Consider the following 24,393-nt stretch of genomic DNA (forward strand, 5'->3'; position numbering starts at 1 on the left):
CCGTAGATGATTTGATCGCAGCTGAGACCAAGAGTTGGCACTCTCGTTCAATCAACCAAAGGAACCCAACGACATCCGAAGACATCGCATGGGGATTTGTTACTTGGCACTGACTTTCGGCACGCTGTTGAGTTCTCAAGGAGCGGACGCGCACGTTCCCCGACCGATTGCTCGGCCGTTCTTCGTAGCGGTGATTCCACCTTACACCAAGTTCCGCAGCAGTCGAACCTCAGGGGTTCTGTCCGGCGGTTTCCCAGGCCCTGCGGCCCGGTCCGTTCTCGCTTGGTGCATGGAGAACGATACACGCCTTCTGAGGGGGTCTGCACGGGGGGTCTGAAGGGGGGTCCAGCCACCCCGTCGCACGGGCTCTGAGCAGGGCCTTCACGGCTCAGGCGACCCCGCGTGGGCGGTACTGGACGCTGACGCGCGGTCCGACCGCCCGCGTCGTCTTCGGGATGCAGTGCTCCCACGTGCGCTGACACGAGCCGCCCATGACCACGAGGTCCCCGTGGCCGAGGGTGAAACGCAGGCTCTCCCCGCCACCGACCGGACGGAGCAGGAGCGGCCGGGGCGACCCGAACGAGACGATCGCGACCATCGTGTCCTCGGTGCGACTCCGGCCGATCCGGTCGCCGTGCCAGGCGACGCTGTCCCGGCCGTCCCGGTACAGGCACATGCCGGCGGTCACGAAGTCCTCCGTGAGCTCGGGGCGGTAGTGCGCACTGAGCGCCGACCGGGCAGCGGTCAGGGCCGGGTGCGGCAGGGGCTCCTCACCGCCGTACCAGCGGAGCAGCCGGGGCACGGCCACCTCGCGGTCGTACATCTGGCGGCGGTCCTCCCGCCAGCCGATGTCGCCCAGCAGGACGTCGAACACCTGGTCCGAGCCCTCGACCCAGCCGGGCAGGTGGTCGACCCAGGCCCACTGGCTCAGCGGGTGCCGGACCACCCGCCCGGCGAGCGGGGTGGGCGAGGCCTCCTCAGCGACGTCCCACATGGACGGCTGGTGCGCGAGCGACATGCCGGGAGGCTACTACCGGTTTCGCACAGGTGTTCGAAAACCTGTGGACAGTTGAAGGACCCCGCCCCCTCCCCCCTCGGGAGCTCGGGGCGAGCCTCTGGGACGGGGCCGTTCAGGCGGAGAGGGCCAGGACGAAGGGCAGCACCGAGGCGGCGCCGGCCAGGCGCAGCTCGCGGCCGGCGACCGTCATCGTCCAGCGGGAGTCGGCCAGGTCGTCGACGAGCAGGACCGGGGCGTCACCGAGCTCGGCCAGTCGGGCACGCAGCTCCGGTCCGACCACGATCCGCTGCCACACCCCGGCCAACCGGAAGGCGCTGTTGCCCCCGGGCCCGCCGGTCGGGCCACCGTGCACGAGGTCCAGGGCGCCCAGGTAGGGCAGCCGGCCGATCCGGGCCAGGCCCTCGGCCACGCCGCTCACCAGGGCAGGCCGGCGCCGGGAGGGGACGGCCACGACCGCACCGGGGCGCTGGGCCCAGTCCCAGGCGCCCAGCACCCGGGCACAGGCCTTGAGCAGCTCCTCGTCCGGCGGCGCGTCGGAGGCCAGGCCCGGCTTCATCACCCGGTGCGCGACGTCGAAGGCGGCATCCGGGTCCTCCTCGATGGAGGGGGCCTCGAGGTCCTCGGCGAGGGAGGCGACCCCACCCACCCCGTCGTCCCCCAGCAGGGTGCGGAGCTTCTGTCCCCAGCCGAGGTCGGTGAGGCGGGCGACGGCGCGGCCGGTGGCCACCTGCTCCCCCGCGGCGATCTTGCCCTTGACCTCGACGCCGAGCCGGTCGGCGCCGGTGGGCCACTGGGCGCGGGGCGCCAGCTCCACCCCGGGCCGGTCCAGCCGGGCCGAGGCGGCCTCGGAGGCGCCGGCCGGCACGTCGGTCGGGTACCAGGGGCCGGCGCACACGTCGCAACGCCCACAGGGGGCCGCGGTCGGGTCGTCGAGGGCCTCCTGCAGGAAGGCCATCCGGCACTCGGCGGTGTCGACGGGCTTGGCGTAGTCGAGCATCGAGCGCTGCTCGGCCTCCCGGGTCGCGGTGACCCGGGCGTACCGGTCGGCGTCGTAGACCCACGGCACGCCGGTGGAGCGCCAGCCGCCCTGCACCCGCTCGACCGCCCCGTCGACGGCGAGCACCTTGAGCAGCAGCTCGAGCCGCGAGCGCCGGACGTCGGCCACGGTCTCCAACCGGGCGACCGACCACGCCTTGCCGTCGGCCATGGCGGTGAGCACCGCGGCGGCGTGGTCCTCCCGCGGCATGGACGAGGTCGCGAACCACTGCCAGATCGCGATGTCCTCCGGGCCGGGCAGCAGCAGGACGTCGGCGTGGTCGACGGCGCGGCCGGCGCGGCCGACCTGCTGGTAGTAGCTGACCGGGGACGACGGCGCCCCTAGGTGCACGACGAAGCCGAGGTCGGGCTTGTCGAAGCCCATGCCCAGGGCCGAGGTGGCGACCAGGGCCTTGACGCGGTTCTCCCGCAGCGCCTCCTCGGCGTCCTTGCGGTCGGCGTCGTCGAGCCGGCCGGTGTAGGCCCGCACCTCGTGGCCGGCGTCGCGGAGCAGGGCGGCGGTCTCCTCCGCCGCGGCGACGGTGAGCGTGTAGACGATGCCGCTGCCCGGCAGGTCGCCGATGTGCGCGGACAGCCAGGCCAGCCGGGCCCGGTCGGAGTCCAGCCGGAGCACGCCCATGCGCAGCGAGTCGCGCGCCAGCGGGCCGCGGACGGTGGTGACCTCGACGCCACCGGCGCCCAGCTGCTCGGCGACGTCGGCGACCACGCGCTCGTTGGCGGTGGCGGTGGTGGCGAGCACGGGCGTGCCCGCGGGCAGCTGGCCCAGCAGGTCGCGGATGCGGCGGTAGTCGGGCCGGAAGTCGTGGCCCCAGTCGGAGACGCAGTGCGCCTCGTCGACCACCAACAGGCCGCACCGCTCGACCAGGGCGGGCAGCTGCTCGTCTCGGAAGCGGGGGTTGGTCAGCCGCTCGGGGGAGACCAGCAGGACGTCGACGTCGTCGGCGGCGAGCCGGGCGTTGATGTCGTCCCACTCGGTGACGTTGGAGCTGGAGATCTCCACCGCCTTGATGCCGGCGCGGCTCGCGGCGGCCACCTGGTCGCGCATCAGCGCCAGCAGCGGGCTGACCAGCACGGTGGGGCCGGCGCCGCGTCGGCGCAGCAGGGCGGTGGAGACGAAGTAGACCGCCGACTTGCCCCACCCGGTGCGCTGCACCACCAGCGCCCGCTGGTGCCGCTCGACCAGCGCGAGGACCGCGTCGTCCTGGCCCTCGCGGAAGACGGCGTCGGGGCGGCCGGTCAGCTCGCGCAGGACGCCCAGCGCCTCGTCGGCGAGATCGGGCTGCACAGCGGTCGTCATGACCCGACCGTAGGCGGCGGCACCGACACTCCGGGACCCGGCGTGCGCTCGCTGTGGACGGGCGGTTGGATGGGCAGGATGCTGCCGCCCGACAACCACGTGCACTCGGAGTTCTCGTGGGACACCGGGCCCCGGGCCTCGCTGTTGCGCGCCTGCGAGCACGCCGTGGCGATCGGCCTGCCGGCGATCGCCTTCACCGAGCACCTGGACTTCACCGTGTGGAGCCCCGGCGACCGCGCCACCACCGACGGGCTCACCGACCGGCACCCGGCCAACCAGCTGCCCATCGACGTCGACGTCTACGCCGAGACGATCTGGGAGGCCCGGCAGCGGTTTCCCCAACTGCGGGTCTGGTCCGGTGTGGAGGCCGGGGAGCCGCACCTGTTCGGCGCCAGCGTCGCGGCACACCTGCAGGCCTCGCCGGTCGACCGCGTCCTGGGGTCGCTGCACTCGCTGCCGGTCGACGGGCGGCTGATCGGGGTCAACCGGGTGCTGCACGCACCCGACGTCGACCTGGTCGCCACGATGCGCCGCTACCTCACCGAGATGGTGACGATGATCGAGAGCAGCGACGTCTTCCAGGTGCTCGCGCACTGCGACTTCCCGCGCCGCTACTGGCCCGGCGGGCGCGACGCGTACCCGGAGGCGGTGTTCGAGGAGGAGTACCGGGCGGTGTTCCGCGCCCTGGCGGCGGGCGGCCGCGCCCTGGAGGTCAACACCACCAGCCCGCTGTGGTCGGTGGAGCTGCTGCGCTGGTACCGCGACGAGGGCGGCGACGCGGTCAGCTTCGGCAGCGACGGGCACCAGCCGCAGCTGGTCGGGCAGCGGTTCGACCTGGCTGTCGACGTCGTCGAGCAGGCCGGCTTCCGCCCGGGCCGCGACCGCTTCGACTTCTGGCGCCGCTGAGCCACCGGTCGTCAGGGTCGACGTGTCGACTGCCGATGACCACGGCGTGACTGGACTCCTCTTCGACGGCACCTTCTCCACCGAGGCGGTCGCGTCCGCCGGCCACGCACTCGTCGAGCAGCTGTTCGACGAGGCGATGGCGACCATCGCCGCGCTGGCCGAGAACTGGGACGCCCCGGTCACGGAGGCCACCGAGGTGGAGGACGACGAGCCCGTCGCCCTGGTCGAGCCCGCCAGCTGGTCGGCCACGGACGACGACGAGGACGACGTCCGTGCCCTCGCCGGTCTCGCGCTCCCCGTGCTGCTCCCCCGCCGGTCCGAGGCCGTCGCCGCCTGAGACCACGCCCGCCCCGCCGTCCCGGGCCCACCGGACGGCGTGGGCGGGCTCACGCCGTCCGGTCGCGCGGACGGCGGTGCGGCTCGGGGAGCATCAGCGGCGACGGGGCCGACGGCCGGCCTGCCGACCCCGGAGTCACTGTGATCATCTCGCGCCTGCCCCGCCCCGTGCACGCCCTGCGGAGCATCGCCGTCCCGTTCACCCTGCTGCTGGCGTGGGACGTGCTGATCACGGCGCTGTACCTCAACGACGCGACGCACTTCTCCAGCCTGGAGATCCCGACCACGCTGTTCGGGACGGCGATCGCACTGTTCGTCGGCTTCATGGTCAACGCCGCCTACGAGCGGTGGTGGGAGGCCCGGACGCTGTGGGGCCAGGTGGTCAACAACTCCCGGAGCCTGGCCCGGGAGGCGCTGGTGCTGATCGACGAGGACGTCGACGGTGCCCGGCGCGGCCTGGCCGGTGGTGTGGTGCAGGCGCAGATCGCCTACGTCCACGTGCTGCGGACGGCGCTGCGGGGGCAGCCGTTCCCGGTGGAGGCCCGCCGCCACCTGCCGGCCGACGTGGCCGCTGCGGTGGAGGGGTCGACGAACAGGCAGAACGCCGTGCTCACCCACGTCGGCCGGCTGCTCGGCGCCGGGGCCCGCCAGGGGAAGATCAGCGACCTCCGGCTGGTCCAGCTGGAGTCGACCCTGGTGGCCCTGTCCAACGCCCAGGGCGGGCTGGAGCGGATCAGGAACACCCCGATGCCGGTCCAGTACCGGTTCCTGCCCCGGTTCTTCAGCCAGCTGCTCGCGGTCGTGCTGCCCTTCGCCCTGGTCAACGACCTGGGCTGGGCCACCCCGATCGGCTCCGGGCTGGTCGCGCTGATGTTCCTGCTCGCCGTCCAGGTCGGCGACGACCTCGCGGAGCCCTTCGCCGACACGGTCTACGACGTCCCGATGACGGCGATCACGCGCACCGTGGAGATCGACCTCACCGAGATGATCGGCGCCGAGCCCCCGACCGCGGTCCGCCCGGTCGACCGCGTCCTCTGGTGACGTCCGCCGTCCCGGGGGTCCGGGACGGCGGGGGTCAGGCGATGCAGCTGGTGTCGTCCGCGGTGCGCTCGCTGGAGGCGTAGGTGCCGGGCTCGACCGGGACCGGGGGCGGGGCGTCGACCGCCTGGCCGACGGCGTTGAAGTCCTTGCCCAGCGTCAGCTGCACCGTGCCGGCCGCGAGCGTGGCGTCGGCGGTCACCGCAGCCCCGGGCACCTGGGCAGCCAGCGCCGCGGCCTTGCCCTCGTCACCGGGGGCGTGGGCGATCGCGGTGCGGTCGGTGTTCGCCGGGGCGTTGCCGCCGCTGCTGGCCACGAAGCCGGCCGTGCCCAGCGCGGTCGCCGCGGTCGCCGCAGCGCCGGTGACACCGGAGCCGTTGAGCACGCTGACGGTCACCTCGGACGGCGCGACCGGGGCGACCGGCGCGGGGGTCTCGGCGGCCGGCTCCTCCGCCGGCTCGCTCAGCGACGCGAAGAAGTCCTTGAGCGCGGCCGGGTCCGCGGGCACCAGCACGGCGGCGCCGTCGATGGTGTCGTCCTTGAGCCCGGGCAGGGTCTGGAAGCTGATGTCGCTCGGCTGCACCGACTGCAGCTGGGCCGCCAGGTCGAACACGTCGAGGCCGTCGTCGAAGGTGACGCTGCTGCCCACCTGCTTGACGATCTGCTGCTGCTTGGACAGGTCCAGCAGCAGGTCCTTCGACAGCAGGTTGCGCAGCATGCCGGCGATGTAGACCTGCTGGCGGCGCTGCCGGTCCAGCTCGTTGGGCAGGCCGTGCCGCTGCCGCACGAACAGCAGCGCCTGGCTGCCGCTGAGGGTCTGGGGGCCGGCGTCGAAGTGCGCGCCGGTGACGGTGTCGTCGACGGCCTCGCAGATGTTGACCTCGACGCCGCCGACGATGGTGCTCAGGTTGATGAAGCCGAGGAGGTTGATCTCGGCGTAGTGGTCGATCTGCAGGCCGGAGAGCTGGCTGACCGTGCGGATCAGCGCCTGGGCGCCCGCGGCGTCCCGCTCCGCCTCCTCGCCCTCGGCGGCGTTGTAGCCACCGCCGTAGGCGGAGTTGAGCTTGCCCTCGCCGCTGCCGGGGATGGGCACGTAGAGGTCTCGCGGGAGGCTGACGAAGGAGGCCGCGGACCCGTCGGCGGGCACGTGCACCAGCATCATCGTGTCGGTGTTGAGCAGCCCGGCGGTGTCGCCGGTGACGTACTCGGCCTGCTGCTCGGGGGTCAGCCCGGCGCGGGAGTCCCGGCCCACCAGCAGCAGGTTCATCGCCTCGCCGCCGTTGCCCGCGGCGTCGACGTTGCCGTCTGTCGGGATGGCGTCGGTGCGGCTCAGGCTGGCCTCGGCGACCTTGGCCAGGTACCAGCCCCAGCCGCTGCCGGCGAGCACCAGGACGCTCAGCACGGCGGCCAGCGCCCGGACGCCGACGGCCAGCCGGCGCGTGGGGCTCACCGGCTCGACCTCCGCGGACCGGGACGCCGTGGCGCCGCGGGGCGTGCGCGGGGTCTTCCCCGCGCGGGGGTCCAGCCGGGGAGGCAACGGCCTCGCGGACTCGCCGGGCTCCATCGACGACCTCCGGGGCGCGCTGGGGGATGGGGTGCGATCGACCAACCCCCAGGATCACACGCCCGGCTGTGGAACCGGTGCAGCCGCAGCCCGCGACGCGCCGGGATCAGGGCAGCGGGACGCCGCTGAGCTCCGCACAGGCCGCGAGCAGGCCGTCCTGGACGGCGACGTCGGACACCGCGGGGTGGGTCGCACGCCGGGCGCGGTGGTACCAGTGGCCACCGCTGGTGCGGGCCTCGTCGTCGGTGGAGACGGCGAGCCAGGCCTGCGTGACCGGGCCCTGCGCCAGGTCGTCCGACGCCCCGGGCCCGCCCATCCGGGTGGCCACCCACCCCGGGTCGACGGAGTTGGCGAGCACGTCGGGCCGGCGCCGGGCCACCGCCGCGGACAGTACGGCGTCCCAGAGCTTGCTGTCGGCATAGGCCTGCGACCCGTTCCACCGACGGCGGGTCCACTGCAGGTCGCCGAGGGACGGGTCGCCGCCGCGGTGCATGCCCGAGCTGAGGTACACCAGCCGGTCGGGCGGGGTCATCAGTGCGGTCAGCAGGTAGGGGGCCAGCACGTTGACCGCGAAGACGTGGGCCAGGCCGTCGGAGGTCTCGACCCGCTGCCGCTCCTGGTACCCGACGGCGGCGTTGTGGACGACGGCGTCGAACCGGCCGGCGTCCTCGGCCTGCGCGGCGACCGCCCGCACACCGGCGATCGTGGAGAGGTCACCGACCAGCACCCCCTCGGCGGCCGGCAGCGCGGCCCGGGCGTCGTCCGCGCGGGCGTCGCTGCGGGCGTGCAGGGTGACGGCGTGGCCGTCGGCGGCGAGCAGTCGTCCGGCCAGCAGGCCCAGGCCGTCGGTGGAACCGGTGATCAGGACGCGGGACACGCGCCCCACGCTACGACCGGGCGGCGAGCACCCGGGCGGCCTCGCGGTCGGCGGCGGTGTTGACCACCCCGGCCCGGGAGCCGCGCAGCTTGGCGGCCACGTGCTCCCCCACCGTCAGCGGGAGGTAGCGCGGCTCCTCACCGGGCTCCAGGCAGGAGGGCAGGGTGGTGATCAGCGCGTCGACGTCCCCGTCGTGGAAGAAGGCCGCGGACCGGCGCCGCTGGATGGTGCCGTCGACGATCGGCGGCTTGACCCGGTGCAGCGTCGACAGCCACCGCTCGTTGGTCAGCCGGGCGGTGACGTCGCCGAGGTTCACCAGCAGGGCGCCCTCGGCCGGCATCACGTCGTACCAGCCGCCGTCGCCGCCGAGCACCTGCAGGCCCGCGACCTGGTCGGCCCACAGCACGGTGACGATGCCGTAGTCGGTGTGCTCGCCCATGCCGGTCAGGTCGCCGTCGAGGCGCACGGTGCCCTCCGGGAGGGCGTAGTTGTTCATCCGCAGGACGTCGAGGGAGTGCCCGGTGAGGCGGTCGAAGAAGTCCGGTGCCAGGCCCAGGGCGTCGGCGAAGACCCGGGTGAGGGTGCGCGCGACGCGGGCGGCCTCGGTGAACCAGGCCTCGACGGCGGGCTCGAAGCCGGCGACGTCGGGCCAGGTGTTCTCCGCGTAGTCCGGCTGCGGCAGCCCGGGCGCGTGCGGGTAGGTCGCCTGGGAGGCGCCGACGTTGAACGCCTCGAAGAAGTCGTTCATCCGGCTCGCGGCCTCCACGCCCAGGGACAGCGACAACGACTCGCTCTTGGGCGGGCTGTAGCCGCGGTTGACCTCCGGCGGGGTGCGCCAGCCGTTCTTCGCCGCCAGCGGCAACCCGAAGAAGTCGTCCATCGCCCCGGCCAGCCCGGCGGCGACGGCGTCCGGGACACCGTGGCCCACGACCTGCACGAACCCGACGGTGCGGCAGGCGGCGTCCATCGCCGCCGCGGTGGCCGCGAGCTGCTCCGCCGTCCCGTCGTGCACGTAGCTGGAGATGTCCACGACCGGGACGGCGAACGTCATGCCGCCCAGGGTGGCGGGCCCGCGTTACGGCAGGATCGCGTCCACGTAGCCGCCGTCGACCCGCAGTGCGCCGCCGGTGGTGGCCGAGGCCAGCGGGGAGGCCAGGTAGACGCACATGTTCGCGATCTCCTCGGGCTCGATCAGCCGCTGGATCAGCGACTGGGGCCGGTGGGTGCGCATGAACTCGCGCTGCGCGTCGTCCCAGGACAGGTCGTCGCCGACCAGGGAGCGGACGAAGTCCTCGACGCCGCCGGTGTGCGTCGGGCCGGCGATCACCGAGTTGACCGTGACCCCGGAGCCGGCGGCCTCCTTGGCGAAGCCGCGGGAGACCGCGAGCAGCGCCGTCTTGGTCATCCCGTAGTGGATCATCTCGGCCGGCACCACGACGGCGGAGTCGCTGGCGATGTACTGCACCCGGCCCCAGCCGCGCTCGACCATGCCGGGCAGGTAGGCGCGGGTGAGCCGCACCGAGGTCAGCACGTTGGTCTCGAAGTAGCGGCGCCACTCGTCGTCGGTGATCTCCAGGGCGGGCTTGGCGCCGAAGATGCCCAGGTTGTTGACCAGGACGTCGACGTACGGCACCTGCTCGAGCAGCTGCGCCGTCCCCTCGTCGGTGGTGACGTCGCCGGCCACGGTGGTGACCTGCCCGTCGATGCCGGCTGCGGCGGCGTCGAGCTTCGCGGCGTCACGTCCGGTGAGGACGACGGCGGCGCCGGCCCCGGCCAGACCGGTGGCGATGGCCAGGCCGATGCCTTGCGAGGAGCCGGTGACGAGGGCGGTGCGCCCGGAGAGGTCGATCTGCATGCCCGTCCCAAGGCGCCCGGCGGCGGTGGGATTCCACCCGGGACGCGAACGGGGGAGGGCAGGCCCTGACGGCACCACCCTCCCCCGGGTCTCAGCAGCCCCTGCGTGGAGCGGGGCCGGTCATCAAGCCGTCTCGACCTCGAGGGTGACCGGGATGTTGCCGCGGGTGGCGTTGGAGTACGGGCACACCTGGTGGGCGGCCTCGACGAGGGCCTCGGCGGCGGACTGGTCGATGCCACCGAGCTCGACGTGCAGGGTGACCTCCAGGCCGAAGCCGCCGGCGTCGTTCGGGCCGATGCCGACCTCGGCGGTCACGGCGGAGTCGGTGAAGGCCACCTCCTGCTTGCCGGCGACCATCTTGAGCGCGCCGTGGAAGCAGGCGGCGTAGCCGGCGGCGAACAGCTGCTCGGGGTTGGCGCCACCGCCGGGGCCGCCCATCTCGGCCGGCACCTTGAGGTCGAGGTCGATGGAGCCGTCGGAGGTGCGGGTGTGGCCGTTGCGGCCCTCCCCCGTGGCGGTGGCGAGGGCGGTGTAGACGGCAGCCATGGCTGGGCCTCCTGGTCGGACGTCCGGGAGAGAGAACGGTCGTTCTCCCTGCTCCCCCTGATTCCAGCACGCGCCCTGACCAGCGTCAACAGGGGGTTACCGTGATCACCATGACCACCGCGACTCCGACGTCGGAGGCCCGGGAGCGCCTGCTGCGCACCGCCTCGGCGCTCTTCTACGCCGAGGGGATCCGTGGCGTCGGGGTCGACCGCGTGGTCGCCGAGGCAGGCGTCACCCGGGCCACCTTCTACCGGCACTTCCCCGGCAAGCAGGACCTCGTGGTCGCCTACCTCCGGGGCGTCGACGCGACGGTGCGCGAGCGGGCCGGCGAGGTGCCGGCCGACGCCGCCGCAGCGGCCGGCTGGCTGCGCGCGCTCACCTCGCTGGTCGGGGACACGGTGTGCGGCGTCGGCTTCCGCGGCTGCGCCTTCATCAACGCCGCCGCCGAGCACCCCGACCCGGCCAGCGCGGTGCGCCAGGCCGTGCGGGTGCACCGGGAGTGGCTGGAGGGCAGCGTCCGGACGGCGCTCACCACGGTCGGCCACCCCGAGCCGGCCGACGCCGCCCGCCGGTGGCTGGTGCTGCGCGACGGCGCCATGGTGGCCGGCTACCTCGCCGACCCGGTGCAGGCACAGGCCGCATTGGACGCCGGGGTGGCCGAGCTGATCGCCGCGGCCGGGCAGCCGGTCGGCTGAGCGTCAGGTCCGCGCCAGGTACCGCGGCGGGACGGCGTCGACCAGCCAGACGCCGTTGGGCGAGCGGGTGAAGGTCGCGCCGTCCCGGGTCATCGCCGCCGCGTCCACCCGCAGGACGACCGGTCTCCCCCGCCGCGCCCCCACCGCCGCCGCGGTCTGCCGGTCCGGGCTCAGGTGCACCGCGTGCCGGCCCATCGGGCGCAGCCCCTCGGCCAGGACGGCGGGCAGGAACCGCTCGACCGTGCCGTGGAACAGCTCCGCGGGCGGGACGGCGGGGGCGTGGCCCAGGTCGACCGGGACGCTGTGCCCCTGGCTGGCCCGGATCCGCGTGCCGGTCTCGTCGTAGGCGTACCTCCGCTTGTCGTTGCCGGCCACGACGTCGTCCAGCTCGGCCCGCGTCAGCCGCAGCGCGGTCAGCAGGTCGGCGACCGGCACCCAGCCGTGCTCGTCCAGGGCCAGCCCGACGCTGCACGGGTCGTGCCGCAGCACCCGGGACAGCCGCTTGCTGGTCCGGACGACGTCCACGGCTCAGCGCTCGTCCGGCGCCAGACCCGCGTGGTCGACCAGCTCCTGGGCGCTGGCCAGCTCACCGTGCATGCGCGCGCAGGACGCGCAGCAGAAGAAGACGCCGTCGGCCTCGACGCCGTGGCCGACGACCTTCACGCCGCAGTGCTCGCAGATGGGTGCCATCGCGTGGATCGCGCACTCGAAGCTGTCGAAGGTGTGCACCGCGCCGGCGGCGTGCACCTCGAAGCTGAGCCGGTAGTCGTTGCCGCAGACCTCGCAGGCAGCCATGGCCAGTCCCTCCCGTGGGCGTCGTGACCGGGACCGGTCACCTGCGTGCCCGACTACCCGGGCCGGCCCCGCGGTGAACGAGGCTCACGTGCGGGCGAACCAGCTGTCCGCGGGCAGCTCGGGCCCCGGCGGGGGCTGGGGCGGCTCGACCCCCCGCGGGGAGACCCACGGCCAGAGGGTGACCACGCGCTCGGCGGCGGCGCGGAGTGCCGTCCCGTCCAGCTCGGTGACGGTCTCCGGGAGGCCCAGCGCGTCACAGCGGACGACGAGGCGCAGCGGCCCGGCCGGCGGCAGCGGGCTCAGCCACCACACCTGTTCGGCCGACAGCTGGCCACCGGACCCCGAGCCGTGGTGGAACACCAGCCCGTCGAGGTCACCGGGGTCGGCGAAGGCGTGGACGCTGCCCGGCACGTTGCTCGCGCGGCGGCCGTCGGCCAGCTCCACCCCGACCAGCACCTGCGGGCCCGGGCCCCGGTGACCCCAGAGCAGGTCACTGATGTCCCCGGACCCGAGCGCCTCCGGGCGGCACCGGACACCGAGCGTGAAGGTGAGGCCGGTGGTGAACACCTGCACCCCGGTCAGCGTGACCGCCGCCGTGTCGCTGCGGGCGAGCACCGCGCTGACCGGCACCGCCACGGGCGCCTCGTTCTCCGGGGCGCTGTGCCGGCGCTCCCACTCGTCGTCCGGGCCCTCGCTGCCGTCCAGGAAGTGCATGCGGCGCAGCGTGGCCGCTCCGGTGGTCGCGGGCAAGGGAGTTCGGCCCGTATCGCCGGCCCGAGGGGTCAGCCGGGGGTGCGGTAGAGCAGGAACGCCACGTCGTCGTCGGGTGCGTCGGCCAGCAGCTGGTCGGTGAGCAGGTCGGACAGGACGTCGGTGGCCAGGTGCCGGCCGGCGACCAGCGCCGTCACCGCCCGGCCGATGCCCTCGTCCAGCGCCTCCTCGCGGCGCTCGACGAGCCCGTCGGTGTAGAGCAGCAGCGTCGAGCCCGGCGGCAGGCTGACCCGGGCCTCGGGCCGGTCGGCGCCCTCCAGCACCGCCAGCGGCAGACCGCGCGCACCCTCCAGCAGCTCGGCCCGGCCCTGCTCGTCGGCCAGGATCGCGGGTGGGTGCCCGGCGCTGCTGTAGCGCAGCGTGGCCGCCGAGGGGTCGACCACGCCGCAGAACACGGTGCTGCACGTGGCGCCGGGCACCAGCGCGGCGAACCGGTCCAGCGCGGAGAGCACGTGCGCCGGGGAGCGGCTCTCCAGCAGCAGCGCCCGCCCGGCGCTGCGCAGCTGGCCCATGACGGCGGCCGCGTCGAGCCCGCGCCCGACGACGTCGCCCACGACCACGCCGAACAGCCCACCGGGCAGGTCGACGACGTCGTACCAGTCGCCGCCCACCTCCAGCGTGCCCGCGGCCGGCTCGTAGTGGACCGAGAAGCCGGCCGGGAGCACGGTCGGCCCGAGGACGGCGCGCTGCAGGGTGACGGCGACCTCGGTGAAGAACTGCGCCCGCGAGTGGTCCAGCTCGGCCCGCTCGGCGGCGCGCCGGCGCTCGGCCAGCACGGCCTGGGCGTCGGCGACCGCTGCGGCCACCTGTCCGGCGGCCAGCTCCAGGAAGGTCAGGTACTCCGCGTCCACCCGCAGGTGCGGGCTGGCGCCGAGCACGAGCGCCCCGACCGGGCGGTCGCGGCCGGCCGCGGTCAGCGGCAGGGCGAAGGCGGTGTCCACGGCCGCCGGACCGACCGGGCCGGCGCCGGTGCCGGTGAGACCGGGCAGTCGGGCGCCCAGGTCACCGATCGGGACCACCGCGCCGGTGGCGACCGCCTGTCGCACGGCCGCCTGGAGTGCGTCGTCGGACGGCGAACGCCCCGGGTCCAGGCCGAAGGCGCCGGTCCGCCGGGCACCGTGGCCGTCGTCCTCCACCAGGTGGACCAGTCCGAACGGGCAGTCGGCCCGGGCCGAGGCCAACACCTCGAGCGCGGCGGCGCAGGCCGCCTCGGTGCTCCCGTGCACCGAGCGCGGCAGGCTGCCCAGCTGCTGCAGGACCGACATCCGGCGGGCGGCGAGCACCCGCGACGTGGTCTCCACGACCGTGTCGAGGATGCCGGCCACGTGTCCGCCGGGCTCGACGACCGGACTGAAGGAGAAGGTGAAGTAGGTCTCCTCCTCGAACCCGTCCCGGCTGGTGACGAGCAGGAGGTCCTCGCTGAAGGTCGCCTCCCCGCCGTGCACCTGCTCGACCATGCCGCGCAGGGTCGGCCAGATGTCGGCCCACACGTCGGACAGCGACCTGCCCAGCGCCTCCGGGTGCCGCGCACCGAGGAGCGGGGCGTAGGCGTCGTTGTAGACCATCACGAGGTCCGGGCCCCAGATGAGCAGCATCGGGAAGCGGGAGTTCAGGCACGTGCCCACGGTGGCGAAGAGCGTCGGCGACCAGGTCTCGACGTCGCCCAGTGCGGTGGCCGCCCAGTCGTGCTCCAGGACCGCTCGCTGGTGCTCGGACCGCACACCGCGGGACAGCAGCTCGGCCAGTCGACGGGTCAGCGTGACACCTCTCCCCCGGGACACGGGTGTGCGCGCGGCACGGGACACCGGCGGCCGCCGTCGAGATCATGGCACGCCACCGGCACCACCCGGTCCGGCCCGCGGGACCGGCTGTGTCGCGCCGGGCCGGTCACACCCCGCCCCGACGGGGATCGCCGGCAGACGTCCAGCCCTGGTCCCGGAGCCGCTCGAAGCCGTCGAGCAGCAGGTCCAGGGCGAACTCGAACTCGAACTGCTCGTCGCAGCCCCCGCCGACGGCCCCCAGGTCACCCCGGGTGGCGGCCACCGCGATCTCCAGGATGGTCGGGAACCGCCGGCCGAACTCGGCGGCCCGCGCCTCCTGCTCGGCCGGACCCGGGGCTGGTGCGGCCGGGTCGTGCGGCGCGTCGAACAGCTCGGGGCTGAAGCCCCAGATCCGGTTGCCCAGGGTGTGCATGACGTGGTGGGTCAGGTCGGCGGAGAAGCCACCGGCGCGGAAGGCCGCGGCCAGGGCCTCCATGTGGTCCAGGACCACGGGCGTCCGGGAGGTCCGCGACTCGATCGCCCTGCGCGCCCACGGGTGCCGCAGCACCGCCCGCCGGGCCCCCAGCACCCGTTGCTGCACGGCCGCCCGCCAGTCCGCCCCGGGGGCGCCCGGCTCGATCTCACCGAGCACGGCGTCGACCATGCCGTCGAGCAGCGCGTCCTTGTCCGACACGTGCTTGTACAACGCCATCGGGACCACGCCGAGCTCCTGGGCCAGGCGCCGCATGCTCAGCGACTCGATGCCGGCCGCATCGGCCAGGCCGACGGCTGCGGCGAGCACCCGGTCGCGGTTGAGCGGCACCCGCCGCGCCTGGTCGGCCACCGGCGCACCGTACCCCGTTGACAGGTGTACGTCGTACACCTACCGTCCCGCCATGCGGGTGTACGCCGTACACCGCCGACGAGAGGTGACGTGATGGACAGGGGCAACGCGCGGGCGGCCGGGGTCTTCTTCGTGGTGGCGGCGGTGGCCGCGATCGCCGGGCTGGTGCTCTACCAGCCCGCGCTGACCGACCCGGGCTACGTGCTGGGGGCCGGGGCCGACGGGCGCGTGCTCCTCGGCGGCTGGCTGGAGGTGCTCTTGGCCGCCTCGTGCATCGGCACCGCGGTCTGCGTGTACCCGGTGGTCCGGCGGGAGAGCGAGAGCCTCGCGCTGGGCTACGTCTGCGGCCGGGTCCTGGAGGCCGCGGTCATCACCACCGGCGCCGTGGCCACCCTGTCCCTGGTCACCCTGCGGCAGGGCGGTGGCCCGGAGGACGTCGCCGTCGCCCGGGCCCTGGTCGCCCTGCACGACTGGACCTTCCTCGTCGGCCCCGGGCTGGTCATCGGCGTCAACAGCCTGCTGCTCGCGCTGCTGGTGCACCGGGCCCGGCTGGTGCCGCGCTGGATCGCCGTCCTCGGGCTGGTGGGCGGGCCGCTGGTGCTGCTGTCCTCGACCGCGGTGATGGCCGGGCTGGTCGACGACACGTCCCCGTGGCGGTTCGTCGCCGCCCTGCCGGTCACCGCCTGGGAGATGAGCCTCGCCGTCCGGCTGGTCACCCGGGGGTTCGGGACGCCGTCCGCCGTCCGCCCGGCCACCGCGCTGACCCCCGCCTGACCTGGGCGGCACCCGACCGGGTGAGGCACGGGCCGGCCTCTGCAGGTCCGCACCCGCGCTGCCGATGGTGGGGTCGGGCAACCACCTCGAGACGACGGGGCGGGGGGCCACCGACCAGGGAGACCCTCGTGCGCAGACAGCGCTCGGAGACCGAGCAGCAGATCGCCGACCTGCTGCAGACCGCGCGGCGATCGCTCGGCCTGAGCGTGGCCTTCTTCAGCCGGCTGGACGGCGCGACCCAGCACCTCGAGATCGTCGAGTCCTCGATGCCGCTGGTGTTCCGGGACGGGCTCACCCAGCCGCAGGACACCAGCTTCTGCCAGGCCGTGCTCGACGGCGACCTGCCCGCGGTGATGCCCGACGTGACCGACTTCCCCGCCGCGATGAGGCTGCGGCCGGCCCGGATCCCGCGGATCCGCAGCTACGTCACCGCCCCGGTGCGGCTCAGCGACGGCACGGTCTACGGGACCTTCTGCGCCTTCGGCCTGCGCTCGGACCCCGAGCTGTCGACCAGGGACCATGCGCTGATGGAGGTGCTGGCCGACGCGGCGTCGGTGATCATCGAGCCGGGGCTGCGCGAGGAGCAGCGGCGCACCGAGATCGAGCAGCGGATCCTGCCGGTGATGGCCGCCGGCGGCCCGGTCGTCGTCCTGCAGCCGATCGTCGACCTGGCCACCGGCGAGCGCCGGGGTGCCGAGGCGCTCAGCCGCTTCCCCGGCGAGTGGGACCGCGCCCCCGACACCGTCTTCGCCGAGGCGCACAGCGTCGGCGCGGGCGACCGGCTGGAGCTGCAGGCCCTGGCCCGCGCGGCCGCGCTGCTGGACCACGTCCCCGGATACGTCTCGATGAACGTCTCCCCCGCCACGCTGCTCACCCCGCAGTGTGTGGACCTGCTCGCCTCGCTGCCCCTCCCGCGGGTGCTGCTGGAGCTCTCCGAGCACGACCAGGTGGCGGACTACGCCGCGCTGGAGGCCGCGCTGGCGCCCCTGCGTGCCGCCGGCATGCGGCTGGCCATCGACGACGTGGGCGCAGGCTTCAGCAGCCTGCGGCACATCGTGGTCACCGACCCCGACGTCATCAAGATCGACCGCAGCATCGTCAGCGGCCTGGACACCGACCCGGTGCTCGCCCGGCTGGTCGAGTCCCTGGTCGACTTCGCCCACGGCGGCGGCGTCCGGGTCGTGGCCGAGGGCGTGGAGACCGCGGCCGAGCACGCCGTGCTCCGGGTGCTCGGCGTCGACGACGGGCAGGGCTGGCACTTCGGGCGCCCGGCACCGGCCGGCGTCCTCCCCGTGCTCCACCAGGACACCCAGGCGCTGGCCGGCTGACCGTGTGACCTGGATCAACGCAGGCAGTCACCTGCCGGACACCGGGCGGCCCTAGGGTCCGCAGCCGTGCCCGTCCCGACGCAGCCAGCCGTCCCCGTCACCTTCCTGGTGCACCCCCGTACCGACGTCGCCGCCGAGGTGGGCCGCTTTGTGCCGGCACTGCGCCGGGTGCCCGTCCCCGCGTTCGAGTGGGCCTTCCGGCACCTGCCGCTGCCGCCGTTCACCCTCGCCACCACCGCCCTGGCCGAGCGGCCCGACTCCCCCACCGGCCAGGTCGTGGGCGTGCCGCTCACCCCACGGCAGCTGCTCGGCGACCGGACCCTGGCCCACCGGCGGATCACCGCGGCCGTCGACCGGGCCGCGGCGGCCGGCGTCGGCGTCGTCGGCCTCGGGGCGCTGACGGCGACGGCGACCGATGGCGGGGAGCTGTTCCGCGCGCGCACCGACGTCGGGGTGACCAACGGCAACGCCTTCACCGCCGCGATCACCGCCGAGTCGGTGCTGCGGGCGCTGCCCTCGGCGCCGCGGCCGGGCGTCGCCCTGGTCGGCGCCACCGGGTCGGTGGGCTCCGCGGTCACCCGGCTGCTCGCCCGGGCCGGCGTCCCGGACCTGCTGCTCGTCGGCCGGACGGCGGCGACGCTCACCGCCCTGGCCGCGGAGGTCGACGACCTCGGGGCGGGGGCCGTGCGCACGTCGCGGGACATGGCCGACGTCCGGGGCGCCGGGCTGGTGGTGCTGCTGACCAGCGCCACCGACGCCCTGCTGCGCAGCGAGCACCTGGGCGAGGGGACGGTCGTCATCGACGACACCCAGCCACGCAACACCTCCCCCGACCTGCCCCGCCGGCGGCCCGACGTGCTGGTGCTGGACGGGGGCATCGTCGCCACGCCCGGCATCCGCCGCCGCGGCGGGGACATCGGCCTGCCGGGGGACCAGTCCTTCGCCTGCCTGGCCGAGACGCTGCTGCTGGGCCTGGCCGGACACCGCGGGCACGGCACGCTGGGCCGCCCGACGCTGGCCGAGGTCGACCACCTGGTCGCCCTGTCCACCCGGTTCCGGCACCTGGGCTTCTCCCTCGCCGCCCCCACGTCCTTCGGCGCCCCGGTGACGCGGCAGGTGTGGCGGGCCGACGAGCCGGCGTTCTCCCGGCTCGCGGCCGGCCCGCTGGTGCTCGAGGACGCCGCCTGAGCCGGCGTCAGCCGCGGCGGTCGACCATCGCCTGCACCAGCCGGACCAGCAGGTCGCGCGGCAGCGGGGCCGTGTGCCGGAGCTGCACGGTGTCCTGACCGCTGCGCAGCGGCGCCACCTCGGCCTCGAGCTCCGGGTCCAGCCGCGGGACCGGGTAGAGGCCGAGGTGGTGCTTCCACGCGCCGACGTGCAGCAGCGGGGCGCCGTCCAGGGTGAAGACCGGCATCGCATAGCTGATCGCCTCCCCCGCCTGCGGGACGACCTCGCGGACGACGCCGCGCAGCTCCTCGAGCCGGGCCCGGACGTCGGCGGGCAGCCCGGCCAGGTACTCCTCGACGGTGGCGGCCACTCAGCGCCCCCGGACCAGGACGGCGGCGAGGACGGTGGCCGCGGCGGCGCACCCGGCCGTGCGGGCGCCACCGACCGAGCGCCAGGCCCGCACCGACGTCACCGACTGCGCGGACAGGACGGAGCCGACCGAGAGCCAGCTGCCCACGGAGAACAGGGACGTCGAGGAGCCCACGCTGCCGATCGAGAGGACCGAGCCGACGCTGCCGATGGAGAGGAACGACCCCACCGAGGCGATGGACAGCGCGGAGTCCTGCGACCACAGCGACAGCCAGGACCGGGTGCTCACCCCCGGCAGCCTGGCACTGTGCCGCCGGCACCGGAACCCGTTCCGCCGCGCCGTCCGCAGATCGCCCGGCCCGGCCGGTACCGACCGGGCCGAGGACTGCCGATGGAGGAGGACATGAGCATCAACGCCGTTGCCGAGGCCGGTCAGGCGACCACGGACGCGCAGGTCATCGCCGAGCTGGCTGCCGGCGCCCTGGAGTCCATCGCCCGCATCCACGCCGCGGGGCTGGCCGAGGTCGTCGACATCGCCGAGAACCCGGTGGTCCTCTCCCCCGAGCCGGTGGCCGAGGTCCCCGCGCCGGTCGAGGCCTCGACCGACACCGAGGTCACCGACGAGGCCGAGGCCGAGGCCGAGGCCCCGGTCGAGGACGAGACCGAGGCCCCGGTCGAGACCCCGATCGAGGCCGAGACCCTGGCCGAGACCGACGTCGAGGTGCAGGCCGAGGTGCCGGCCACCGACGCGGAGCCGGCCACCGCCGAGTTCGCCACCCCGGCCGAGGCGCTGCGGGCCGTGCCCGTGTCGACCCGCGGCCGGCACTTCTCCGAGGCCGAGACCACCGAGTTCGCCGCCCAGCGCGCGGCCTGACCTCTCCCCCGCAGTCCCTCGACGGGCACCGTGCGCCACTGCGCACGGTGCCCGTCGGCGTCCCCGGACCCGCTCGGCCGCCCGGACGCCAGGAGGGCCCCGTGGCGGCTGCCACGGGGCCCTCGAGGGCCGGAGCCCGGGTCGGTCAGCGCCCGCAGTACCCCGCCGGGTCGCTGGTGGTGCAGCGGTTGCCCTGGATGACGACCCCCGGTCCGGTCCCGCGCAGCAGGGTGTTCGGGATCGGCCGGGTCACCCAGATGTCCACGGGCGCGTTGTCGGCGAAGGTGTTGCCGGTGACCTTGACGTGGGAGACCAGGCCGGGGTCCGGTGCGCCGGCCGGGCTCGTCCCCGGCGGGGGCGAGAAGCTGACCAGGCTCAGGCCACCGGCCGGGTAGTTGATCGGTGCGGCACCGCTCGGGACGACGGGGCGGTTGCCGGTGATCGTGTTCCTGGTGATCCGGACGGAGTCGGCGTTCGTGACGGACACCCCGACCCCGGAGACCAGCTGGCTGCCGTTCCGCCCGGCGATGCAGTAGCGGTTGTTGGCGACCGAGGAGTTCTTGTGGATCGTGACGTCACCGCCCTCGACGCTCCCCCGGGTGTCGGGGACCTCGGTGGCGGAGTCGTCGAAGACCAGGATCCCGACGCAGTTGCCGGTGACGGTGTTGCCGACGATCTCACCGCCGCGCGACTCGCGGAAGAAGACGCCGAGGTTGAACCCCTCCACGCGGTTGGCGCGGATCACCGCCCCTGCGCGGTCGGAGTCACCGATGCTGATCCCGGCGGTGCCGCCGAGGACCGGCGCGGCACGCACGACCCCCCGCTCGCGGTTGCCGGTGATCGAGATGTGCCTCGACGCGGCAGCGAGCACGCCGTAGCGCTCGTGCCCGATGCTCGCGGTGTCGTGGACGTCGAAGCCGCGGGCCCGCCACGTGGCGATCCCGTTCGCCGGGTGGTTCTTGGTCGTCAGCCCCGTGACGGTGACCGGCCGGTCGGGGTCGAGGAAGAACAGACCGGAGACGTCGTCGGCCAGCGTGGTCGGGTCGCCCTCGGCGTCGGCAGCCTCCTGCGCGGTCCAGCACGGGGTGCTGGGGACCGCCGGCAGGTCGCTGACCCTGTTCCACTCCGGCCAGCTGATCGTGGTCCGGCCCGCGCCGGCTCCGACGACGGTCAGCCCCTTGCGGTGGACGCAGACCGCCTCCTGGTACGTGCCCGCCTGGATCTTGATGGTGTCCCCGGACCGGGCCCGGTCGACCGCTGCCTGGATCGACTCACCCTGGCGCACCACCAGCGTGGAGCCCCGGTGACCGCCGGCGGCCGCGGTGGTCGCCGGCAGCGCGGCGAGCACCAGTGCGGCGGCCACCATCACCGCCCGACCGCGGGCCCACCACGGACCTCTGACCTTCCGGACCTCGTTGGTGCCGTGCATGACTGCCTCCCGATCGAGCCGCGCTGGTCGACGAGCCGGGTGGTCCGCGGATCCGCACCCGGTCGCTTGGCGAGGACCACCCTGTGCGACGCGACCGGCTGGTCCAAGCCGACGGGAGTCGAGTCCTGGGCCCCTCTCAAGTGGCAGACCCGACCTCCGGCCGGACCCGACCGCGACCTGAGGACACGACCGGGCAGTGCCGAGGTCGTACGCGCAGGGGCCCCCGGGCGGGACGGTCCCGTCCACGCGGTGGAAAGCGCGTCCTCCTCCGGCGGAACGGTCGACAGGTCACCGCTCCCAGGGGCACAGTCCCGCCCATGCAGCCCGCACACGAGACGACCGGCGGCACGTCCGGCCCCGGGACCGCGGTCCGTGACGACGTCGTGGTGCTGGACGGGCTCACGAAGCGGTACGGCAGCCGCACGGTCGTCGACGACCTGTCCCTGACCGTGCGGCGCGGGGAGGTGTACGGCTTCCTCGGCCCCAACGGCGCGGGCAAGACGACCACCCTGCGGGCCGTGCTGGGGCTCATCCGGCCGACCAGCGGCACCGCGACGGTGCTGGGCCGGCCGGCGGGCTCGCCGGGCGCCCAGGTCGGCGCGCTCATCGAGAACCCGGGCTTCTACCCCTACCTCTCCGGCCGGGACAACCTCCGCGTCCTCGCCCGGTACGCCGGGGCGCCGGCAGGCCGGGTCGACGCGGTCCTGGGCACCGTCGCCCTCACCGACCGCGCCGGTGACCGCTACAGCACCTACTCGCTCGGCATGAAGCAGCGCCTCGGGGTGGCTGCCGCCCTGCTCAAGGGCCCCGAGCTGGTCATCCTCGACGAGCCCACCAACGGGCTGGACCCCGCCGGCATCACCGACGTGCGCGCCCTGCTGCAGCGGCTCACCGCCGACGGCTGCACCGTCGTGCTGTCCAGCCACCTGCTGGGCGAGGTCGAGCAGGTGTGCGACCGGGTCGCGGTGGTCTCCGCGGGGCGCCTGGTCGTGGAGAGCAGCGTCCGCGACCTGCTCGGGCTCCGCCGCCTGGTCGTGGCGGCCGAGCCCCTGGACCGGGCCGCCGCGGTCACGGCCGGGCTGCTGGGCGCCGAGCGGGTGGCGGTGCAGGACGGCGTCCTGGTCGTCCAGGCGGGCGCGGAGGACGCCGCGCGGATCAACCGCGCGCTCGTCCTGGCCGACGTCGAGGTGACCGGTCTGCGCCAGGAGGCGCAGACCCTGGAGGAGGTCTTCCTGCAGATGACCGGGTCCGAGCTCGCTGCCGCACCGCCGCCGGACGCACCGCACGAGCGCGCCCAGCGGCTGCCCCAGGGCGCCGTCCGATGAGCACGGCGACCGGGACCCGGACGCCACAGGGCGGCTCGCCGTCCCCGGAGCCGACGGCGGCACCCCTCCGGGGGATCGTCGCCGCTGAGCTGCTCAAGCTGCTGCGTCGCCCCGCCACCTGGGTGCTGCTCGGGCTGTGGCCGGCCCTGCAACTGGTGTTCAGCACCCTCGTCCCCTACATCAGCTACAAGCGCGGCGCCTCCTACGAGGGCAGTCCACCGGAGGCGCTGCTGGCGAGCACGCTGCCCGACCGCCTGGTCGAGAACTCGCTGTCCGGGCTCCCGCTGTTCGGCGGCGCCCTGCTGCTGACCCTCGGCGCGCTGCTCGCCGGGAGCGAGTACACCTGGGGCACGCTCACGACGCTGCTCGGGCAGGGGCCGCGCCGGCTGACGCTGCTCGCCGGCCAGCTGCTGGCGCTGGTCGTGGTCCTGGCCGCGACCGTGCTGGTGAGCTTCCTGCTCACCGCGCTGGCGGCCCGGGCCATCGCCGGCGGGGCCTCGGCAGCCGTCGACTGGCCGGGTCCCGCCCAGCTGGTCCGCGCCCTCGGTGGCGGGCTGCTCATCGCCACCACCTGGGGCGCGCTGGGGATGTTGCTGGGGACGGCGCTGCGGAGCACCGCCCTGCCGATCGCGCTGGGGCTGGTGTGGGTCCTGGCCGTCGAGAACCTGATCGTCAACGTGGCCGCGCCGCTGCTCGGCGTCTTCGACGCAGCCCAGGCGGTGCTGCCCGGGGTCAACGCCGGGTCGCTCGTGGCGGCGTTGGCCGGGGAGGGCGCGGCACTGCGCACCCCGGGTGTCGCGGCCATCGTCGACGGTGGCCAGGCAGCGTGGGTGCTGGCGGCCTTCCTCGCGGTCTCCACCGCGCTCACCGGCCTGCTCCTCACCCGCCGCGACATCGCCTGACCTCCGTCGCCCCCCAGGCCTCGTCCTCCCCGCCCTGAGCTCGCGCAGGGCGGGGAGGACGGCCCTCCCTCAGGCCGCCGGGGAGTGGTCGCGGTTGAGCAGGATCGCCAGCTGCGTCCGGGTCCGGACGTCCAGGCGGCGCATCACGGCCGTGAGGTGGCTCTTGACCGTCGCCAGGCTCAGGAACAGCCGGCTGGCGATCTCCTCGTTGCTCAGGCCCTCGGCCACCAGCGCAGCCACGTCGCGCTGCCGCTCGGTGAGCCGGTCCAGCGCCCGGTCCTCGGCGTCGGCGGGGACGACGTCACCGGTCAGGTAGCGCACGAGCTGGCTGGCCACGGCGGGGTCGAGCGCGGTCTCCTGCCGGGCGAGGGCGCGGACGGCCTCCACGAGCCGTGGGGCCGCAGACCGGCGGGGCAGGTACCCCCGGACACCCGCCTGGAGCAGGTCCATCAGCCCCGCGTCGGGGGCGTGCCCGGCGTCGGCCAGCATCAGCACCGCGGTCCCGCGCCGGCACAGGTCACGCAGGACGGGCAGGCTCGAGCAGCCCACCAGCCCCTGCCCGACGACGACCACCTGCACCCCCGGGCCGTCGATCACCGAGAGCGCCTCGGTGAAGCGGCTGGTCTCGGCGACGACTGCCATGTCCGGCTGCGCCTCCAGGACCACCCGCAGGCCGAGTCGGAAGACCTCCTGGTCCTCACACAGCACCACCCGCACGAGCGGTCGCGGCGGCCGGGTCGCCCGCGGCCGTGCAGCCCCTCCGGCCGCGCGCAGCCCCGGCGGGCTCGCCCCGTCACCCCGCAGGCGGCTCCTCGGGTCGTCCGCCAGGGGCTGCAGCTCCAGCCTGCCGCGAACCGTCCCGGACCC

26 protein-coding genes are annotated in these 24,393 nt (G+C 74.8%); 10 read left to right on the forward strand and 16 right to left on the reverse strand.

The window, feature by feature from the left end:
* Window positions 1-388 precede the first annotated feature (388 nt).
* Entirely contained in the window at window positions 389-1,018 is a 630-nt protein-coding gene (locus O2W14_RS00005; RefSeq protein WP_269174029.1) for an alpha-ketoglutarate-dependent dioxygenase AlkB, read from the reverse strand.
* Window positions 1,019-1,130: 112 nt separating this feature from the next.
* On the reverse strand, window positions 1,131-3,371 hold the full coding sequence (locus O2W14_RS00010; RefSeq protein WP_269174030.1) for a RecQ family ATP-dependent DNA helicase: 2,241 nt from the start codon (window positions 3,369-3,371) through the stop codon (window positions 1,131-1,133).
* Window positions 3,372-3,449: 78 nt separating this feature from the next.
* On the opposite strand from O2W14_RS00010, the gene O2W14_RS00015 reads away from it, so the two are divergent.
* The 3 genes from O2W14_RS00015 (at window position 3,450) to O2W14_RS00025 (ending at window position 5,654) form a co-directional block, all read left to right on the forward strand.
* Complete coding sequence (locus O2W14_RS00015; protein ID WP_269174031.1) at window positions 3,450-4,277, forward strand: PHP domain-containing protein; 828 nt, start codon at window positions 3,450-3,452, stop codon at window positions 4,275-4,277.
* 46 nt (window positions 4,278-4,323) lie between these two features.
* Window positions 4,324-4,614, forward strand: coding sequence for a hypothetical protein (locus tag O2W14_RS00020; protein ID WP_269174032.1), 291 nt, complete (start codon window positions 4,324-4,326; stop codon window positions 4,612-4,614).
* 140 nt (window positions 4,615-4,754) lie between these two features.
* Window positions 4,755-5,654 carry a bestrophin family protein gene (locus tag O2W14_RS00025; protein WP_269174033.1) on the forward strand — a complete coding sequence of 300 codons (900 nt, stop codon included), beginning with the start codon at window positions 4,755-4,757 and terminating at the stop codon, window positions 5,652-5,654.
* Window positions 5,655-5,688: 34 nt separating this feature from the next.
* Here O2W14_RS00025 and O2W14_RS00030 read toward each other — a convergent pair whose 3' ends face one another.
* The 5 genes from O2W14_RS00030 to O2W14_RS00050 all read right to left on the reverse strand — a co-directional run bounded on the left by O2W14_RS00030 (window position 5,689) and on the right by O2W14_RS00050 (window position 10,493).
* Window positions 5,689-7,101, reverse strand: a complete 1,413-nt coding sequence (locus O2W14_RS00030; protein ID WP_269174034.1) for an LCP family protein — start codon at window positions 7,099-7,101, stop codon at window positions 5,689-5,691.
* 220 nt (window positions 7,102-7,321) lie between these two features.
* The gene (locus tag O2W14_RS00035; RefSeq protein WP_269174035.1) at window positions 7,322-8,092 is read right to left on the reverse strand and encodes an SDR family NAD(P)-dependent oxidoreductase; all 771 of its coding nucleotides are present in this window, start codon (window positions 8,090-8,092) and stop codon (window positions 7,322-7,324) included.
* Window positions 8,093-8,102: 10 nt separating this feature from the next.
* Window positions 8,103-9,143: an isopenicillin N synthase family dioxygenase gene (locus O2W14_RS00040; RefSeq protein ID WP_269174036.1), complete on the reverse strand. Its 1,041-nt coding sequence runs from the start codon at window positions 9,141-9,143 to the stop codon at window positions 8,103-8,105.
* 24 nt (window positions 9,144-9,167) lie between these two features.
* Entirely contained in the window at window positions 9,168-9,947 is a 780-nt protein-coding gene (locus O2W14_RS00045; protein ID WP_269174037.1) for an SDR family NAD(P)-dependent oxidoreductase, read from the reverse strand.
* Window positions 9,948-10,070: 123 nt separating this feature from the next.
* Complete coding sequence (locus tag O2W14_RS00050) at window positions 10,071-10,493, reverse strand: organic hydroperoxide resistance protein (RefSeq protein WP_269174038.1); 423 nt, start codon at window positions 10,491-10,493, stop codon at window positions 10,071-10,073.
* A gap of 110 nt (window positions 10,494-10,603) precedes the next feature.
* On the opposite strand from O2W14_RS00050, the gene O2W14_RS00055 reads away from it, so the two are divergent.
* Entirely contained in the window at window positions 10,604-11,188 is a 585-nt protein-coding gene (locus tag O2W14_RS00055; protein WP_269174039.1) for a TetR/AcrR family transcriptional regulator, read from the forward strand.
* A 3-nt stretch (window positions 11,189-11,191) separates the two neighbouring features.
* Here O2W14_RS00055 and O2W14_RS00060 read toward each other — a convergent pair whose 3' ends face one another.
* The 5 genes from O2W14_RS00060 to O2W14_RS00080 all read right to left on the reverse strand — a co-directional run bounded on the left by O2W14_RS00060 (window position 11,192) and on the right by O2W14_RS00080 (window position 15,358).
* Window positions 11,192-11,713 carry an RNA 2'-phosphotransferase gene (locus tag O2W14_RS00060; RefSeq protein WP_269174040.1) on the reverse strand — a complete coding sequence of 174 codons (522 nt, stop codon included), beginning with the start codon at window positions 11,711-11,713 and terminating at the stop codon, window positions 11,192-11,194.
* Between the two features lie 3 nt (window positions 11,714-11,716).
* Window positions 11,717-11,983, reverse strand: coding sequence for a hypothetical protein (locus tag O2W14_RS00065; protein WP_269174041.1), 267 nt, complete (start codon window positions 11,981-11,983; stop codon window positions 11,717-11,719).
* 84 nt (window positions 11,984-12,067) lie between these two features.
* Window positions 12,068-12,697 carry a hypothetical protein gene (locus O2W14_RS00070; protein ID WP_269174042.1) on the reverse strand — a complete coding sequence of 210 codons (630 nt, stop codon included), beginning with the start codon at window positions 12,695-12,697 and terminating at the stop codon, window positions 12,068-12,070.
* 68 nt (window positions 12,698-12,765) lie between these two features.
* The gene (locus tag O2W14_RS00075) at window positions 12,766-14,475 is read right to left on the reverse strand and encodes a SpoIIE family protein phosphatase (RefSeq protein ID WP_269174043.1); all 1,710 of its coding nucleotides are present in this window, start codon (window positions 14,473-14,475) and stop codon (window positions 12,766-12,768) included.
* A gap of 166 nt (window positions 14,476-14,641) precedes the next feature.
* On the reverse strand, window positions 14,642-15,358 hold the full coding sequence (locus O2W14_RS00080; RefSeq protein ID WP_269174044.1) for a TetR/AcrR family transcriptional regulator: 717 nt from the start codon (window positions 15,356-15,358) through the stop codon (window positions 14,642-14,644).
* Between the two features lie 93 nt (window positions 15,359-15,451).
* Between O2W14_RS00080 and O2W14_RS00085 the strand changes: the two genes are divergently transcribed.
* The 3 genes from O2W14_RS00085 to O2W14_RS00095 all read left to right on the forward strand — a co-directional run bounded on the left by O2W14_RS00085 (window position 15,452) and on the right by O2W14_RS00095 (window position 18,648).
* On the forward strand, window positions 15,452-16,132 hold the full coding sequence (locus tag O2W14_RS00085) for a DUF4386 domain-containing protein (RefSeq protein ID WP_269174045.1): 681 nt from the start codon (window positions 15,452-15,454) through the stop codon (window positions 16,130-16,132).
* 128 nt (window positions 16,133-16,260) lie between these two features.
* Entirely contained in the window at window positions 16,261-17,460 is a 1,200-nt protein-coding gene (locus O2W14_RS00090) for an EAL domain-containing protein (RefSeq protein ID WP_269174046.1), read from the forward strand.
* Between the two features lie 66 nt (window positions 17,461-17,526).
* On the forward strand, window positions 17,527-18,648 hold the full coding sequence (locus O2W14_RS00095; RefSeq protein ID WP_269174047.1) for a hypothetical protein: 1,122 nt from the start codon (window positions 17,527-17,529) through the stop codon (window positions 18,646-18,648).
* Between the two features lie 7 nt (window positions 18,649-18,655).
* Here O2W14_RS00095 and O2W14_RS00100 read toward each other — a convergent pair whose 3' ends face one another.
* Together O2W14_RS00100 and O2W14_RS00105 are read right to left on the reverse strand one after the other, a co-directional pair.
* Entirely contained in the window at window positions 18,656-18,997 is a 342-nt protein-coding gene (locus O2W14_RS00100) for an iron chaperone (protein ID WP_269174048.1), read from the reverse strand.
* A complete protein-coding gene (locus O2W14_RS00105; RefSeq protein ID WP_269174049.1) occupies window positions 18,998-19,285 on the reverse strand; it encodes a hypothetical protein in 288 nt (95 codons plus the stop codon). It abuts the gene before it with no gap.
* 114 nt (window positions 19,286-19,399) lie between these two features.
* On the opposite strand from O2W14_RS00105, the gene O2W14_RS00110 reads away from it, so the two are divergent.
* Entirely contained in the window at window positions 19,400-19,870 is a 471-nt protein-coding gene (locus tag O2W14_RS00110) for a hypothetical protein (RefSeq protein ID WP_269174050.1), read from the forward strand.
* Between the two features lie 145 nt (window positions 19,871-20,015).
* Here O2W14_RS00110 and O2W14_RS00115 read toward each other — a convergent pair whose 3' ends face one another.
* The gene (locus tag O2W14_RS00115) at window positions 20,016-21,299 is read right to left on the reverse strand and encodes a right-handed parallel beta-helix repeat-containing protein (RefSeq protein ID WP_269174051.1); all 1,284 of its coding nucleotides are present in this window, start codon (window positions 21,297-21,299) and stop codon (window positions 20,016-20,018) included.
* A gap of 317 nt (window positions 21,300-21,616) precedes the next feature.
* Between O2W14_RS00115 and O2W14_RS00120 the strand changes: the two genes are divergently transcribed.
* Together O2W14_RS00120 and O2W14_RS00125 are read left to right on the forward strand one after the other, a co-directional pair.
* Window positions 21,617-22,624, forward strand: a complete 1,008-nt coding sequence (locus tag O2W14_RS00120; protein WP_269174052.1) for an ATP-binding cassette domain-containing protein — start codon at window positions 21,617-21,619, stop codon at window positions 22,622-22,624.
* A complete protein-coding gene (locus tag O2W14_RS00125) occupies window positions 22,621-23,526 on the forward strand; it encodes an ABC transporter permease subunit (RefSeq protein ID WP_269174053.1) in 906 nt (301 codons plus the stop codon). Before O2W14_RS00120 ends, O2W14_RS00125 begins: the two co-directional genes overlap by 4 nt.
* 69 nt (window positions 23,527-23,595) lie before the next feature.
* On the opposite strand, the gene O2W14_RS00130 is transcribed toward O2W14_RS00125, so the two are convergent.
* Complete coding sequence (locus O2W14_RS00130) at window positions 23,596-24,243, reverse strand: response regulator transcription factor (protein WP_269174054.1); 648 nt, start codon at window positions 24,241-24,243, stop codon at window positions 23,596-23,598.
* Window positions 24,244-24,393 lie beyond the last annotated feature (150 nt).

It is taken from the genome of Modestobacter sp. VKM Ac-2986, assembly GCF_026967795.1.
Classification (GTDB): Bacteria; Actinomycetota; Actinomycetes; order Mycobacteriales; family Geodermatophilaceae; genus Modestobacter.